We start from the raw sequence: 15,414 nt of genomic DNA, 5'->3' as shown, positions 1-15,414 counted from the left end.
CACCAGACGGAATATTCCGCAGTGAAACAAACCGATAGGATCCGCCTCATGCGCCGTTCCAAAATCGTCTGCACGCTGGGCCCCGCCGTCGACTCGTATGAGCAGCTGAAGGCTCTCATCGAGGCCGGTATGAACGTGGCCCGATTCAACATGAGCCACGGGACCCAGGCAGAGCACCAGGAGCGGTACGACCGTCTCCGCAGGGCGGTGGCGGACACCGGCCGCGCCGTGGGCGTGCTCGCCGACCTCCAGGGCCCCAAGATCCGTCTGGAGACCTTCGCGGAGGGTCCCGTCGAGCTGGTCCGCGGTGACGAGTTCACCATCACCGTCGAGGACGTCCCCGGGGACAAGTCCATCTGCGGCACCACGTACAAGGGCCTGCCCGGCGACGTGTCCAAGGGCGACCAGGTCCTGATCAACGACGGCAACGTCGAACTCCGCGTCGTCGAGGTCGAGGGCCCGCGGGTGAAGACGATCGTCGTCGAGGGCGGTGTCATCTCCGACCACAAGGGCATCAACCTGCCCGGCGCGGCGGTGAACGTCCCGGCCCTGTCCGAGAAGGACGTCGAGGACCTCCGCTTCGCCCTCCGGATGGGCTGCGACATGGTCGCCCTCTCCTTCGTCCGCGACGCCAACGACGTCAAGGACGTGCACAGGGTGATGGACGAGGAGGGCCGCCGGGTCCCCGTCATCGCCAAGGTGGAGAAGCCGCAGGCCGTCGAGAACATGGCGGACGTCGTCGCCGCCTTCGACGCGGTCATGGTGGCCCGCGGCGACCTCGCCGTGGAGTACCCGCTGGAGAAGGTCCCGATGGTGCAGAAGCGCCTCGTGGAGATGTGCCGCCGCAACGCCAAGCCGGTCATCGTCGCCACCCAGATGATGGAGTCGATGATCACCAACTCGCGCCCCACGCGCGCCGAGGCCTCCGACGTGGCCAACGCGATCCTGGACGGCGCGGACGCGGTCATGCTCTCGGCGGAGTCCTCCGTCGGCGCGTACCCGATCGAGACCGTGAAGACGATGTCGAAGATCGTCGTCGCGGCCGAGGAGGAGCTGCTCTCCAAGGGCCTGCAGCCGCTCGTGCCCGGCAAGAAGCCGCGCACGCAGGGCGGCTCGGTCGCCCGTGCGGCCTGCGAGATCGCGGACTTCCTGGGCGGCCAGGCACTGATCGCCTTCACGCAGTCCGGCGACACCGCCCGCCGCCTCTCGCGCTACCGCGCGTCGCAGCCGATCCTGGCCTTCACGACGGAGGAGTCGACCCGCAACCAGCTCACCCTGAGCTGGGGCGTGGAGCCCTTCCTCGCGCCGTTCGTGCAGACCACCGACGCGATGGTCGAGCTGGTCGACGCCGAGCTGCTGAAGCTCCAGCGCTACAACGAGGGCGACACGATGGTCATCACCGCCGGTTCGCCTCCCGGCGTCCCGGGCAGCACGAACATGGTCCGGGTGCACCACCTGGGCGGCGGAGAGCGCGACTGACGCCCCCCGCACGCGGCATGACGAGGGCCCCCGTCCGGATCGGACGGGGGCCCTCGTCATGGGAAAGGGGCCGGCGCGAGCGCCGTCGTCGAGGGGCGGCGCGCCGTCCCGAGCGACCGGGGCGGTCAGCTCGGTTCGATCGTGTTGCGCAGGCCGGGCACCTTGAGGGTGCCGCCGAACTGGCCCGCCTGGAGGACCTCCACGTTCGTGAAGAAGGCGAACGGGACGTCGAGCGGCGGCGGGGTCTGCGGGTTGAAGGTGATCGGGATCAGACCGAAGAGGTTGCCCTTCAGCTGCTCCGTGTACATGGTCACCGTGCCGTTGCGGATGGTCGACGTCGAGCCCTTGTCGGAGCGGACGTGACCCGTGCGGCCCTGCGAGTGCACCGTGAACTGGTGCAGGTCCTTGATGTCGACCTCGCTCGAGGTGAACTTCAGCACCTTCTTGATCTTGCCGCTGCCCGTCTTGACCTCGACGATGCCGTGGTACTTCAGGCCCTTCAGCGTGAGCAGCGAGCTCTCCAGCTTCCACGGCTCGTCCGGGAGCAGCGGGATGCCCGGCTCCAGTTCGGCCGCCGCGAGCGCCTCGGGGTCGGGCTCGGGGCACGGGAAGCGCGGCTTGGCGCCCTCGGGTATGTCCTCGTCCTTCTTGGCGTCGAGGCCCTTGGCGTCCTCGGGCAGCTCCTCGACCTTGGCACCCGCCTTGTCGGCGGCGTCCTTGATCGCGTCCTTGGTCTTGTCGACCGGGGTCTGCGTCTTGGGTGCCGTGCCCGTCTCGGGAGCCTTCGTCGGAGCCGTCGTGGGGGCCGTCGTCGGCTCGGGAGCCTCGGTGGTGGCCGTCGGGGACGGCGTGCCCGTCGGCGTGGCGTCGGGTCCGTCGAAGAGGTCCTTGAGCTTGTCGCCGAGGCCCAGCGGGTCGAGCGGGTTGACGCTCTTCGTCGGGGTCGGCGCCGGAGCGGGCGCCTGCTGTGCGGCGGGCCGCTGCTCCGTGACGGCCTGCGCGCTCGCGTCGGCCGAGGGGGTGGCGCCGGGTGCCGGCGTCTCCTTCTCCTCGGTCGCCTCCGGGTCGGGCTTCTCCGTCGCGGAGGCGCTGGCGGTCGGCTCGGGCGTCTCGGCGGGCTTCGTCGTCTCCTCGGCCGCCGGCTCGTCCGAGCGGGTCACGCACGGACCGGGAGCGAACGGGATGTCCTTCTCGTCGGCGAGGGCGAGACGGGGCGTCAGCCCCATGCCGACGAGCACCGCGGTCGGCATGGCCGCGAGGGCCATCGCCTTGCCCGCCGGTACCTGGATTCTGTTCAGCAGTGACTTGCGCGGGGCCGCGTGCCGCGGACCCCTGCTGGCCAGAGTGGCGCTGTCCCCAGTCGTCGCCGACTGCGACGACTGTGTTTCGTCACCCCGCACTGTTCCTCCCGCCGTTGGCGTCGATCGTCGTTTCGGTCGGCTGCGCACCGGGACCCGCCGAGAGGCCCGGCTCCTCACCGGCGCGCTGCTCCGGAACCGGCACCGGCGCGACGGCGTCGAAGCCCTCGTCACCCTCCGGGCCCTGCTGCGGACCGTCGTACCCGTACTCGCCCGGGACTTCCCCGCCCTCGGTCTGCTCGGTCTCCTCCACCGGGGCGCCCGGCGCCCAGGCGACCGAGAGGCAGCCGCCGACCATGGAGAAGAGGAAGCCGAAGACGAGACCGCCGAAGTTCGACACCGGGATGGAGACGAGCGCCAGCACGATCGCGGCCACACCCGCGAACACCCGGACGATCGGCTGGAACCACATGGTGAGGCCGAGCGTCACCAGCAGTACACCGATGATCAGCGCGCCGGCGCCGGCCGTGGTCGCCATGGCGATCGTCATGTTGCCGAGCCGCATGTCGGCGTACGGAAGGTACGCGATCGGCACGCCGCCCAGCATGGTGAACAGACCGGCCCAGAACGGCCGGGTACCCCGCCAGGTGCGGAAGCGGTGTTCGTTCGGGACTCCGCGGGAAGCAGTGGACTCGGCGCTCATGGAAAACAGCTCCCTGGAAGCGGTGTTGCTGAGAAAAGTAGAGAAAGTGGCGCTATGGCCGGGAACGGGCGCGGGCCGTACGGAACGAACGACGGCCCACGCCCGCCGAGCGGGGTGCTCGCCGAGTGATTACTCGGAGAAGCACTCCTTGGTGCCCTTGTGCAGCGACAGCTTCAGGTCGGGAAGCTTGAAGGTGCCGGCGGTGGTCGCCCAGGCCTTCTGCTCCACGTTCTTCAGCGTCGCCGTCTCGGCGCGCTGCGAGAAGCCGTACGGGTTCGCCTGGGTGCCCGGCTGGATGCCCGGCTTGCCCTGCGACTTCGGCAGGGAGCCCGCCGCAACACCGATGTCGATGTTGCCGAACTCCGCGTCCGCCTTCAGCGAGGAGACATCGAGGTAGATGTCCTTCGCGTAGACGGGCTCGCCGTTGTCCGTACCGGCGCGCAGCTCCAGCGAGACGTTGCCGATGAACGGAACCTTCGGCGTCACGACGGACTGGCACATGTTGGTGATCCACGCCTCGGAGAAGCCCGAGACGCCGACCGGCTCCGCGAACGGCTTGCCCTCGAGGTCCTTGCCGGACGCGAGGCTGCCGTACTGCACGAAGTCCTTGCCGACAAGGCTGTCGGCCTTAACCTTGAACTCCTGGCCGGAGATGCTGAAGGACGCGGCCAGCGCGCCCTGAGCCAGGCCGACACCGATCGCGGCCGTCGCGGCCACACTCGGCACCATGACGACGGCGAACCGCTTCCATCTGGTCCCGCCACGAACCTGGGACTTCATGAGAATTCCTCCTTCTCGGACGTACATCTCCGGATGGGCCCAGGGCCCGTCCTGGGATGGGAGAAGTGCTACGTCCTCGGGAAGAAGCGCCGGAACAACGGCCGCTGTGCGTCCGATTCACCGGCGATCACCCCCGAGCGACAACCACTGGCCACGCCTTGCGCGCAACCTGCTTGGACAGGCCCTGCCGGTGAGAGCAGGAACCCCCCTGTCCACGGCCGGCGTCAGTGCCGCCGGCCCGCCCGGTGGGGACCCTCGCCGCTCACCCGGATGGTTGCCGGGCTTGGTGCGGTGGAGGACCGAGCGTGGCCGATCGTGGTCCATTACGGGCCGGGGCACAAGGGGGTTCGTTACTCGCTAGTAACGGCTGGATAACCACGCCACGACAGGGCGATGTCGGGCGGCCACACAGGGTGGGGCCTTGGCCCACGACATAGAAGGAGGATGCCGGTGAAATACGGACAGAAATCCGGGTTCGATTTACTGCAAGTAACAGCGGCCGCGATTACCAAGTTTTGGTAAAGCGCGGCCGCGTTGTGTCACTGTGTCGCCAAATCGGCACCGTCCCGGGAGGGACGGACGGGGTCAGAACAGCACGCGCGCGAGAGCCTGACGGGCCGTCGTGACCCGGGGGTCGTCCGGACCGATGACCTCGAAGAGCTCCAGCAGGCGCAGGCGCGCCGCGTCCCGGTCCTCACCGGCGGTACGGCGCACGGCGTCCACAAGACGGCTGAAAGCGTCCTCGACATGACCGCCCACCAGGTCCAGGTCGGCGGCGGCGATCTGCGCGGTGACGTCGGCCGGCCGGTCCGCCGCCTCCTTGCGCACCAGCTGCGGGTCCATGTCCTGCACCCGGGCGAGCAACTCGGCCTGGGCCAGACCCAGCTTGGCCTCGGGGTGGGCGGGGTCGTCGGCGAGCACGTTCTTGTACGCCTGCACGGCGCCCGCCAGATCACCGGCGTCGAGCGCGGACATCGCCGCCTCGAGCAGGACGTCGTACGGGCCGGCCGGCAGCGGCGCCTCGTCGGCGTCGCCCTCGGCGGACGCGTCCACGGCGATTCCGGTCAGACCGAAGCGCTCCTCGCCGACCTGGATCAGCTGGTCGAGGGTCTGCCGGATCTGGGCCTCGGGCGCCGCGCCCTGGAAGAGCGGCAGGGCCTGGCCCGCCACGACCGCGAAAACGGCCGGAATTCCCTGGATGCCGAACTGCTGCATCAGCATCTGGTTGGCGTCGACGTCGACCTTGGCCAGCAGGAAGCGGCCGTTGTACTCGACGGCGAGACGCTCCAGGAGGGGGCCGAGCTGCTTGCACGGCTCGCACCACTCGGCCCAGAAGTCGATGACGACCGGAACCTCGGCGGAGCGCTGCAGGACGTCGCGCTCGAAGCCGGCCTCGTCGACGTCGATCACCAGGGCGGAAGGGGCGACGGCGGGGGTGCCGCCGTGCCGGGCGGCCTCGGCGCGCGCCTGCTCCGCCTTGGCCTTGGCCTCGCCGGCCGCCTTCACCGCGGCGAGGTCGACGACGCCGCTCATGGACATGTTTCTGGGCTGCATGAGTACATCCTCCCCCTTCCGCGCGCGTTACCGGTAAGCCATGGCTGAACCGTGCCGCCCGCAGGCCTCCCGCCGGTGTGCGAGACGTACGGACGAACACGGTTCCCGTTCGGTTGCACCGGGTCCCCACCCGGTGCCTGTGGTTGTCGCTGGGGCCGCTCAAGCCTTTCGCTACAGGTCGTAGCGTAACTGTCCGAGGCGCCGCGCGGCGAGGGGTCCGGGGTGGTTCCCGGCGGTGAACTGCCTCACATCACGCGCCTCTGGCGCAATACCTACCGGCGGGTATGGTCGCCTCCATGTGCAGCCGTACCCGCTCCCGCACCTCCGGCCGCCCCGGCCGCCCCCGCTCGGTCGAGGCCGATGCCGCGATCCTGGAGGCGACCCGCGCGGCCCTGGTCGACCTGGGCTGGTCCAAGCTCACGATGGGCGACGTGGCGACCCGGGCGGGGGTCGCCAAGACCACGCTGTACCGCCGCTGGGGCAACAAGAACGAGCTCGTGGTGGACGCCGTCGCGGTGCTCTTCGACGAACTCGAACTGCCCGACCTCGGCAGCCTGCAGGCGGACATCGAGAACGTGGTGCTGCAGTTCGCCGAGCTGCTCCAGCGGCCGGAGACCAAGACGGCCCTGATGGCGGTGGTGGCCGAGTCCACCCGGGACGCGCCGCTGCGCGAGCGGATCCGCACCTCGATCGTCGACCGGCAGAAGCGCCTGGTCCTGGAGGGGCGGCAGCGGGCCCAGGCCCGGGGCGAGCTGCCCACCGACCGGGATCCCGCCACGATCGACGCCACGGACGACCTGATCTTCGACGTGATCGCCGGCGCGGTGGTCCACCGGGCGCTCGTGAGCGCCGAACCCGTCGACGAGCAGTGGGTCCAGCGGCTGTGCGCGCTGCTCGTGGGCGGCCTCGGCGCTGCGGCCTCCCAGGGCTGAACGCGCCCCGGAAGCGCGGCGGAACACCCTGGCCGCGAGCGGCCCGTCACCCGGGAGGCCCCCCTGCCGCCCCCTGGAAGATCGTCCGGACAGCACCTATCGTCGCGGCGGTGACGACACCTCTGAACGGCGCCGTGCGCGCGCTTCTGGACGACACCCATCCGGCGGTCCTGGCCACCGTCCACCCCGACGGCTCCCCGCAGACCTCGGTGGTCTGGGTGGCCCGCGACGGCGACGACCTGCTGATCTCCACCCAGGACGGCCGCCGCAAGGTCCGCAACATCCAGGCCGATCCGCGCGTGAGCCTGACCGTGTACGACCTCCGGGACCCGCTGAACTACGCCGAGATACGGGGCACGGCCACGGTCACCGAGGACGCCGGCCGGGCGCTCGCGGTGGCGCTCGCCGAGCACTACGAGGGACCGGGAGCGGGTCAGGAGTACCTCGAACTGCCCCCGGAGGTGGTCCGCGTGGCCGTCCGGATCACCCCGCAGCGGGTGCTGGGCACGGCGGCGAAGCAGTAGCGGTGCGACGACGGAAGGGAGCGGCGGTGGCCGCCCCCTCCGTCGTGCACACCCCTCAGAAGCCCGGCGGCTCCGTGTAGATGCCCCACTCGTCGCGGAGCACGTCGCAGATCTCGCCGAGCGTGGCCTCGGCGCGGACGGCGTCGAGCATCGGGCCGATCATGTTCGAGCCGTCCCGGGCCGCCGCCAGCATCGCGTCGAGCGCGGCGCGGACGCGGGCGTCGTCGCGCCGGTCCTTGCGCTCGCCCAGGACCCGGACCTGCTCCCACTCGACCTCGTGGCTGACCCGCAGGATCTCCAGGTCGCCGGTGACCGAGCCGTGGTGCACGTTGACGCCGACGACCCGCTTGTCGCCCTTCTCCAGGGACTGCTGGTACTGGAAGGCGGACTCGGCGATCTCGCCGGTGAACCAGCCGTCCTCGATGCCGCGCAGGATGCCCGACGTGATCGGGCCGATCGGGTGCTGCCCGTCCGGGTGGGCGCGCCGGCCGCGCTCCTTGATCTGGTCGAAGATCTTCTCGGCGTCGGCCTCGATGCGGTCGGTGAGCTGCTCGACGTACCAGGAGCCGCCCAGCGGGTCGGCCACGTTGGCCACGCCCGTCTCCTCCATCAGCACCTGCTGCGTGCGCAGCGCGATCTCGGCGGCCTGCGCGCTCGGGAGCGCCAGGGTCTCGTCGAGGGCGTTGGTGTGCAGCGAGTTCGTGCCGCCGAGGACCGCGGAGAGGGCCTCCACGGCCGTGCGCACGACGTTGTTGTACGGCTGCTGGGCGGTGAGCGACACACCGGCGGTCTGGGTGTGGAAGCGGAGCCACTGGGCCTTGTCGGTCTCGGCGCCGTAGACCTCCTTCATCCAGCGCGCCCAGATCCGGCGGGCGGCGCGGAACTTGGCGATCTCCTCGAAGAAGTCGAGGTGCGCGTCGAAGAAGAAGGAGAGACCGGGCGCGAAGACGTCGACGTCCAGGCCGCGGGAGAGACCGAGCTCCACGTAGCCGAAGCCGTCGGCGAGGGTGTAGGCGAGCTCCTGCGCGGCCGTCGCCCCGGCCTCGCGGATGTGGTAGCCGGAGACCGAGAGCGGCTTGTACGCGGGGATGCCCTGCGCGCAGTGCTCCATCAGGTCGCCGATCAGGCGCAGGTGCGGCTCGGGCTGGAAGAGCCACTCCTTCTGCGCGATGTACTCCTTGAAGATGTCGGTCTGGAGCGTGCCGTTGAGCACGGCCGGGTCGACACCCTGGCGCTCGGCGGCGACCAGGTACATGCAGAAGACGGGCACGGCGGGGCCCGAGATCGTCATGGAGGTGGTCACGTCGCCGAGCGGGATGTCCTTGAACAGGACCTCCATGTCGGCGGCGGAGTCGATGGCGACGCCGCAGTGGCCGACCTCGCCGAGCGAGCGCGGGTCGTCGGAGTCGCGGCCCATCAGGGTCGGCATGTCGAACGCGACCGAGAGCCCGCCGCCGCCGGCGGCCAGGATCATCTTGTACCGCTCGTTGGTCTGCTCGGCGTTGCCGAAGCCGGCGAACTGGCGGATGGTCCAGGTCCGGCCGCGGTAGCCGGTGGGGTGCAGACCGCGGGTGAAGGGGTACTCGCCCGGCCAGCCGATGCGCTCGAACCCCTCGTAGGCGTCCCCGGGCCGGGGCCCGTAGACCGGCTCGACCGGGTCACCGGACAGCGTGGTGAAGTCGGCGTCGCGCTTGCGGGCCTTGTCGTAGCGGGCCTGCCAGCGGCGGCGGCCTTCCTCGATCGCGTCAGCGTCCATGCCATCGAATTTACTAGGACGTCCTAGTAAATGTCGACGGCAAACCTCCGCACATCAGTGCGGAGGTGGACGATCAGGCCTTGACCGGCTCCGGCTGCGCGCCGCTGACCAGCGGAAGCGTGTCGCGGACGACCTTGCGCTCGACGAAGAAGGCGGCGAACGGGATCGTGCCCGACAGCAGGACCCAGAGCAGCCGGCCGAACGGCCACTTCGCCTTGGAGCCCAGGTCGAAGGCGAAGATCAGGTAGATGATGTAGAGGACGCCGTGGGCCTGGGAGACCGCGAAGGTCACGTCCTCGCCCGTCTCGAACCCGTACTTGAAGACCATGCAGGTGCACAGCACGAGCAGCATGACGGCGGTCACGTACGCCATGACGCGGTAGCGGGTCAGCACGCTGGATTTCATGCCGTCGAGCGTAACGGCACGTTCCGGGCGATCTTCGCGCGGGTCAGCCCTCGTCGAAGTCGTGCGCGTTCACGCGCAGCGGGCGCAGCATCGCGAAGATCTCGGCGCACTCCTCGGCGTCGTAGACCCCGAGCCCGAAGTCCATCCCCATCAGGTCGCGGGTGGCCGCCTCGACCACCTCGCGGCCCTTGTCCGTGATGGAGGCGAGGGTGCCGCGGCCGTCGTTGGGATTGGGCCGCTTGTCGACCAGACCGGACCGCACCAGCCGGTCCACGGTGTTCGTCACCGAGGTGGGGTGGACCATGAGCCGCTCACCGATCTTGGACATCGGCAGCTCGCCGGCCTTGGAGAAGGTGAGGAGCACCAGCGCCTCGTAGCGCGCGAAGGTCAGTCCGTACGGCTTGACGACCGCGTCGACCTCGGCGAGGAGGATCTGGTGGGCCCGCATGATCGAGGTGATCGCGGCCATCGACGGCACCGGACCCCAGCGCTTCTGCCAGAGTTCGTCGGCGCGGGCGATGGGGTCGAACGGGAGACTGAGCGGCTTCGGCACGCGTCGACCTTACCCACTGGTCACATGCTGGTCAGCCCCGTCTCGCACTTCGGTCGTCCGGGACGGGGGCGCCGCCGGCCCGGTCGCCCGCACCTCGGCGACGACGCAGAGGACGGCGAGCGTGCCGAGCACGCCGGCACCGGCGACCACGAGATGGACGGCCGCGAACTCCGCGGCGAGGCCGGCGGCGGCCATCCCGACGCCCTGGACCGTCATCATGCCCGCGGTCATCAGCGTCATGGCCCGMCCCCGCTGCTCCTCGGGGACGGCGGCGACGAACCAGGCGTCGAGCCCCAGGGTGTACGCGCCGGTGGCGCCGGCCAGCAGCAGGGCGGCGGCGGCCGGGGCGACGCCCGGCTCGGTCACGTAGAGGAGGAGGGGCAGGAGCCCGACGGCGGCGAGCGGGACGACGATCCGTGAGCGGGTCCCGGGTCCCAGCACGGAGCCGGCGAGCAGCTCTCCCGCGATGGTGCCGACCGGGAGGGCGCACATCAGCAGACCCAGGGCGGCGGTGGAGACGCCGATCTCGTCGGCGTAGGGGGCGGCGAGCGCCTCGGGGGCGACCGCGAAGAGCGGCGGGATCCAGAACATCAGCATGAGGGCGCGGACCCGGCGGTCGCGCAGCACCGCGAACGTCCCGCCGAGCCCCTCGCGCACGCCGGGCGCCCGGGCGGGCCGCTTCCGGGTGCCGAAGCGCAGCAGCAGGGCGGAGAGCAGGAAGGTGGCGGCGGTGATCGCGATGGCCCCGCGCGGCGGGACGACGGTGAGGAGCACACCGCCGACGCCGAAGCCGGCGAGCAGGGCGCTCTGCGAGACGATCCGCAGCACGGACCTGCCCAGGACGAAGAGCTCGCCCGCGCCCAGGATGTCGGTGAGGGTCGCCATGCGGGTGCCGTTGAAGACGGGCGCGACGGCGGCGACGGCGCAGCGCAGTACGAGGAGTCCGGCGACGGGGGTCACGGGGGCGGCCATCAGCGCCACGCAGCCGGCGCACACGAGGTCGCAGACGACGAGCACCCTGCGGGGCGGGTGGCGGTCGGCGACGCCGGCGAGCAGCGTGCCGCCGAGGAGGTAGGGCAGGAAGCCGAGCGCGAAGGTGAGGGCGGACAGGAGCGGGGAGCCGGTGAGGTCGTAGACGAGGACGGTGAGCGCGATCTCGCTGATGACGACACCGAGGAGCGACAGCAGGTGGGCGACGAAGACGGTCCGGAACTCCCGTACGGCGAACACGGCCCGATAGCCCCGCCGCCCGTCCTCCCCGCCGGGGTCCGGGGCCCGCGCCGGGACGTCGTCATCAGCGAGATCGCGCTCACCGTCCTCGTCTACGACCTCACCGGCTCCCCGCTCCTGTCCGCCCTCACCTTCGCGCTCGGCTTCCTGCCCTACCACCTCCATTTCGGCGAGTCCGACCCGCTCCGGATCCGGTTCGCGATCTCGCCGCTCTGGGAGACGCACTCCGCCGTGCGGGTGCTCGCCCGGCCCCGGCAGCAGGGCTACCACCTGCCCTGGCTGCGGCGGATCCGCGGCGCGGCCGAGGGGCTCGACCTGCGGCCGCTGCACCTGCTGATGCCGCAGCGCGGCCACAGCCCCGACTTCCTCTATCCGCCCCCGCTGCGGGCCACCGCGTCCTTCGAGGACGAGATCGCGGCCGTCCGGGAGACCGACCCGGTTCTCGCCCTGGACGACTTCGAGCGGGCACTCGCCGGCACCCCCGGGGCCGCGGACAGCGCCGAGGGCCGGCGCATGCTCGCCGACCCGGCGGGCGCGGTCCAGCGCCTCGCCGATCTGCTCCGGCTCGCCTGGGAGGTCCTGGTGGCCCCCGACTGGCCGCGGCTGCGCGCGCTGCTGGAGGCGGACGTCGCCTACCACTCGCGCCGGCTGGCGGAGGGCGGTCTGGAGCGGCTCCTGGGCGAGCTGCACCCCGGATTCGACTGGGCCGCCGAGCGCGCGACCCTCACCGTCGACTACCGCGGCGAGCACGTCCGCGCCCTAGACGGCCAGGGGCTCGTCCTGCTGCCGTCGGTGTTCATCTGGCCCGACGTGGTGAGCGGCTTCGACCCGCCCTGGCAGCCGACCGTCGCCTATCCGGTCCGCGGGATCGGCGGCCTGTGGACCGAGGCCCGCGAGCGGACGCCGGAGAGCCTGGCCCGGCTGCTCGGACGGGCCCGCGCCGACGTGCTGTGCGCGCTCGACGAGCCGGCCGGCACGACCGCGCTGGCGCACCGGCTCGGGCTCGCCGCCTCCTCGGTGTCGGCCCATCTCGGCGTGCTGCGGGAGGCGGGCCTGCTGACCTCGCGCCGCCACGGCCACCAGGTGCTGTACGAGCGGACCCCGCTGGGGATCGCCCTGGCGGTGTCGCACCCCGACCCGGTATGACCGTTGTGTCACGATGATCCGGCCCGTCTGACCCGTGACCCTGGGGGCCGGATGTCCCGCACCACCACCGGCACCGTCGCGGCCTCCGTGGCCCTCGCCCTGGCCTGCGCGCTGCTGCTCGGCGGCTGCGACACCGGCGGCCCGGGCCGGACACCGGCCGGTCCGCGCTCCCCCGGCACGTCCGGCGCCCCCGGCGGCGGCTCCCCCTTCTGGGTCGACCCCGACAGCGACGCGGCCCGGCAGGTCAGGGAGTACGAGGCGCAGGGCCGTGCCGAGGACGCCCGGATCCTGCGACGGATCGCCGAGCGCCCGGTCGCCGAGTGGCCGGCCGGGGACGACCCCGTACCGGACATCGCCAGGGCGGTGCGGGGTGCCGCGGCCGACCGACGGACCGTGGTGCTCGTGGCGTACAACATCCCGCACCGCGACTGCGGGATGTACTCGGCGGGCGGCGCCCCCGACGCCCGGGCCTACCGGACGTGGCTGGACGCCTTCGCCGGCGCGGTCGGGGACGCGCCCGCGGTGGTCGTCCTGGAGCCGGACGCGGTCGCGCACCTGGTGGACGGCTGCACCCCGGGGCAGTACCACGACGAGCGGTTCCGGCTGCTCGCCGAGGCGATCGACCGGCTGAAGCGGCAGCCGCGCACCCGGGTCTACCTGGACGCCGGCAATCCGCGGTGGATCGACGATCCCGGCAAACTGGTCGAACCGCTGCGGCGTGCGGGCATCGGGCGCGCGGACGGTTTCTCGCTGAACGTCTCCAACTTCGAGACCGACGACCGCGTGAAGGGCTTCGGCGGGCGGTTGTCGGCGCTGCTCGGCGGCGCCCACTTCACCATCGACACCAGCCGGAACGGCGACGGGCCCCTGCCGGGGAACCAGGAGGAGGCCTGGTGCAATCCGCCGGGCCGGGCGCTCGGCGTGCCGCCGACCGACGACACCGGGGACGAACGGGTCGACGCGTATCTCTGGATCAAGCGGCCCGGCGACTCGGACGGCACGTGCCGGGGCGGTCCGGCGGCCGGCACCTGGTGGCCGGACTACGCCATGGGCCTGGCCAGGAGGGCCAGGGCCTGACCCCCCGGGCGACGGGCCGTCAGCCGACCCGCACCCACTTCGCCTCGGACGGGGTGCCGTCCCGGTCGGTCACGAAGAGCATGTACCAGCCGGGCGGCACCAGCGTCCGGTCCTTCGGCACGTCCACCGTCACCGTGTCCGAGCCCTTCGTCAGGCCCAGCTCGACGGAGCGCTGTTCGACGTCCGTGGTGTGGGTGACCGCGCTCGGGCGCATCAGCCGGGCGGTGGCGATCCGGTCCGCGTCCGCCGTCCGGAAGGTGACCCGGCCACTGCCGTCGACCTTCTCCGGTCCCTCCCCGAGGACGGGCCGGGTGGCGCCGGCCCGGTGCAGGGCGGGCGGGGTGAAGACCTCGATCCGCTGCTCGAAGGTGCCCAGTCTGGTGTCGTCCTTGTCGTCGAAGAGCGGGTCGGAACCGAAGGTGGCCACCCGCCCGTCGGGGAGCAGCAGCGCCTCGGAGTGGTAGTTGCGGCCGACGGTCGGCTCGGCCGCCTCGGTGAAGCCGTTGGTCCGCGGGTCGTAGAACTGCGCCTTGAGCACGTCGCTGCCGCCGCGGCCGCGGTACTGGCGCGAGCCGCCGGTGGTGAAGACGGTGTCGTCGGGCATGAGGACGCTGCTGAGGTAGCGGGTGCCCTGCGGCAGCGCCGGCCCGTCCCGGAACGACGGGTCGGCCAGGGAGAGGTCGACGATGGAGGTGCGGGCGGTCGACTTCGGGGACTCGCCGACCCCGCCGCCGCCGAGGACCATGAGCCGCTGCCGCTGGGCGGGCGGCAGGAGGACGGAGGAGGACGTCTCCAGCTGGTCCGGGTCCGTCAGCCCGCCGAGCCGGGTGAAGGTGTTCTTCTCCAGGTCCCACAGGCCCGGCGCGCGGCCCTTGTCGGCGGGTCCGTAGCCGGCGTTGGAGCCGGTGTAGAGGAGCTTGCCGCCCTTGGTGAGGAAGAGCGAGGGGTAGGTGGGGAAGTAGCGGGAGGGTCCCCGGGACCACTTGCGGGTCGCCGGGTCGTAGATCTCGTTGTCGCCGGGGACGACGTCGCCCACGTCGTTGAGGCCGGAGACGGCGAGGACCCTGCCGTCGTCGAGGGTGACCAGGGTGGGGTACCAGCGGGCGTCCTTCATCGGCGCGACGGGGACGTAGCGCTCGGCCCGGGGGTCGAACTCGTAGGCGCCCTTGATGCCCTGGAAGTCCTGCTTCTCGGTGGTGAGCCGCTGGGCGAGCCCGTAGACGTTGTCGGCGTCGGCGCCCTCGAGGCCGACGATCTCGTACTGCGCGGCCTCGGTGGTGAGTGCCTGCGGACCCTCCTCGCGCGCCTCGACGAAGACCCGCGCCTCGGCCGCGGTGACCTTGGTCCTCCAGGGCTTCATCTGACCGCTGCCGGTGTACGAGACCTCGAACTCGCGCTTGGCCCTGGGTACGGTGACGTCGAACCTGCTGACGTACTCGACACCCGAGGGAGAGCGGAAGACGGTGCCCTTCCTGAGGGTGACGGCCTTGTCCGGGCTCTCGTTCTTCACGCGCATCCCGCCGCCGGCCTTCCTGACCTGGCCGTCGAGGATCTCGTAGCGGGCGGTGCCGCCGGCGACCAGGAGCCGGCCGTCGGGGAGCTGGGCGTGGCCGGAGCAGAAGAAGTCCTCGGGGGTGGGGATCTTCTTGAAGGTGTCGTTCCGCGGGTCCCACAGCACGGTCTCGAAGGTGCCGGAGTCGAACTTCTTCTGGTCGTTGCCCGAGCCGGCGATGAGCAGCACCTTGCCGGTGCGCAGCAGCGCCGCGTGGATCGCGTTGACCCGGTACTCGGAGGGCACGTCGACCTGCCGCCAGGAGCCGTACTTCCGCTGGTACCCGGGCTGGGCGATCTTGTAGGCGTGGTACCTGGCCTCGGCGAAGGAGACGGCGGCCGGGGCGTTCAGCGCCGCGAGGACCACGACGGCTCCCCCGCCGAACAGGTTCTTCCTGAGCTTCTTCGACGGCTGTCGGACCATG

At 71.5% G+C, this 15,414-nt stretch carries 14 protein-coding genes; 5 read left to right on the top strand and 9 right to left on the bottom strand.

Annotated features, from left to right (window positions below; all coding sequences use genetic code 11):
* The first annotated feature begins 48 nt into the window (after positions 1–48).
* Entirely contained in the window at positions 49–1,479 is a 1,431-nt protein-coding gene (gene pyk / locus EAO71_RS32105; RefSeq protein WP_147981286.1) for a pyruvate kinase, read from the top strand.
* Positions 1,480–1,604: 125 nt separating this feature from the next.
* Here the strand turns inward: pyk and EAO71_RS32100 are convergent, their stop codons facing one another.
* The 4 genes from EAO71_RS32100 to EAO71_RS32080 all read right to left on the bottom strand — a co-directional run bounded on the left by EAO71_RS32100 (position 1,605) and on the right by EAO71_RS32080 (position 5,814).
* Positions 1,605–2,879 carry a hypothetical protein gene (locus EAO71_RS32100; RefSeq protein WP_147981285.1) on the bottom strand — a complete coding sequence of 425 codons (1,275 nt, stop codon included), beginning with the start codon at positions 2,877–2,879 and terminating at the stop codon, positions 1,605–1,607.
* The gene (locus EAO71_RS32095; RefSeq protein WP_147981284.1) at positions 2,869–3,480 is read right to left on the bottom strand and encodes a DUF6114 domain-containing protein; all 612 of its coding nucleotides are present in this window, start codon (positions 3,478–3,480) and stop codon (positions 2,869–2,871) included. Before EAO71_RS32095 ends, EAO71_RS32100 begins: the two co-directional genes overlap by 11 nt.
* Before the next feature lie 129 nt (positions 3,481–3,609).
* The gene (locus EAO71_RS32090; protein WP_147981283.1) at positions 3,610–4,260 is read right to left on the bottom strand and encodes a DUF6230 family protein; all 651 of its coding nucleotides are present in this window, start codon (positions 4,258–4,260) and stop codon (positions 3,610–3,612) included.
* Positions 4,261–4,845: 585 nt separating this feature from the next.
* Positions 4,846–5,814, bottom strand: coding sequence for a tetratricopeptide repeat protein (locus tag EAO71_RS32080; protein ID WP_147981282.1), 969 nt, complete (start codon positions 5,812–5,814; stop codon positions 4,846–4,848).
* A 296-nt stretch (positions 5,815–6,110) separates the two neighbouring features.
* Here EAO71_RS32080 and EAO71_RS32075 point away from each other — a divergent pair, with 296 nt between their 5' ends.
* Positions 6,111–6,746: a TetR/AcrR family transcriptional regulator gene (locus EAO71_RS32075; RefSeq protein WP_187282899.1), complete on the top strand. Its 636-nt coding sequence runs from the start codon at positions 6,111–6,113 to the stop codon at positions 6,744–6,746.
* Between the two features lie 110 nt (positions 6,747–6,856).
* Positions 6,857–7,270 (top strand): PPOX class F420-dependent oxidoreductase, encoded by a 414-nt coding sequence (locus tag EAO71_RS32070; RefSeq protein WP_147981280.1) that lies wholly within the window; start codon positions 6,857–6,859, stop codon positions 7,268–7,270.
* 55 nt (positions 7,271–7,325) lie between these two features.
* On the opposite strand, the gene EAO71_RS32065 is transcribed toward EAO71_RS32070, so the two are convergent.
* From EAO71_RS32065 to EAO71_RS32050, 4 genes are all read right to left on the bottom strand, one after another.
* Positions 7,326–9,026 carry an acyl-CoA mutase large subunit family protein gene (locus EAO71_RS32065; RefSeq protein ID WP_147981279.1) on the bottom strand — a complete coding sequence of 567 codons (1,701 nt, stop codon included), beginning with the start codon at positions 9,024–9,026 and terminating at the stop codon, positions 7,326–7,328.
* 73 nt (positions 9,027–9,099) lie between these two features.
* Positions 9,100–9,432, bottom strand: a complete 333-nt coding sequence (locus tag EAO71_RS32060) for a DUF3817 domain-containing protein (protein WP_147981278.1) — start codon at positions 9,430–9,432, stop codon at positions 9,100–9,102.
* 43 nt (positions 9,433–9,475) lie between these two features.
* On the bottom strand, positions 9,476–9,985 hold the full coding sequence (locus EAO71_RS32055) for a MarR family winged helix-turn-helix transcriptional regulator (RefSeq protein ID WP_147981277.1): 510 nt from the start codon (positions 9,983–9,985) through the stop codon (positions 9,476–9,478).
* Positions 9,986–9,994: 9 nt separating this feature from the next.
* Entirely contained in the window at positions 9,995–11,215 is a 1,221-nt protein-coding gene (locus tag EAO71_RS32050) for an MFS transporter (protein WP_261992436.1), read from the bottom strand.
* A 6-nt stretch (positions 11,216–11,221) separates the two neighbouring features.
* Between EAO71_RS32050 and EAO71_RS32045 the strand changes: the two genes are divergently transcribed.
* Positions 11,222–12,361 (top strand): ArsR/SmtB family transcription factor, encoded by a 1,140-nt coding sequence (locus EAO71_RS32045; protein WP_410094194.1) that lies wholly within the window; start codon positions 11,222–11,224, stop codon positions 12,359–12,361.
* A gap of 51 nt (positions 12,362–12,412) precedes the next feature.
* The gene (locus EAO71_RS32040) at positions 12,413–13,438 is read left to right on the top strand and encodes a glycoside hydrolase family 6 protein (protein ID WP_147981275.1); all 1,026 of its coding nucleotides are present in this window, start codon (positions 12,413–12,415) and stop codon (positions 13,436–13,438) included.
* A 19-nt stretch (positions 13,439–13,457) separates the two neighbouring features.
* Here EAO71_RS32040 and glxA read toward each other — a convergent pair whose 3' ends face one another.
* Positions 13,458–15,413: a radical copper oxidase GlxA gene (gene glxA / locus EAO71_RS32035; RefSeq protein ID WP_147981274.1), complete on the bottom strand. Its 1,956-nt coding sequence runs from the start codon at positions 15,411–15,413 to the stop codon at positions 13,458–13,460.
* Position 15,414 lies beyond the last annotated feature (1 nt).

The organism is Streptomyces sp. MS191, assembly GCF_008042125.1.
Classification (GTDB): domain Bacteria; phylum Actinomycetota; class Actinomycetes; order Streptomycetales; family Streptomycetaceae; genus Streptomyces.
Note: the sequence above shows the minus strand (reverse complement) of the source record. Positions and strands in the feature narration are given on the sequence as shown.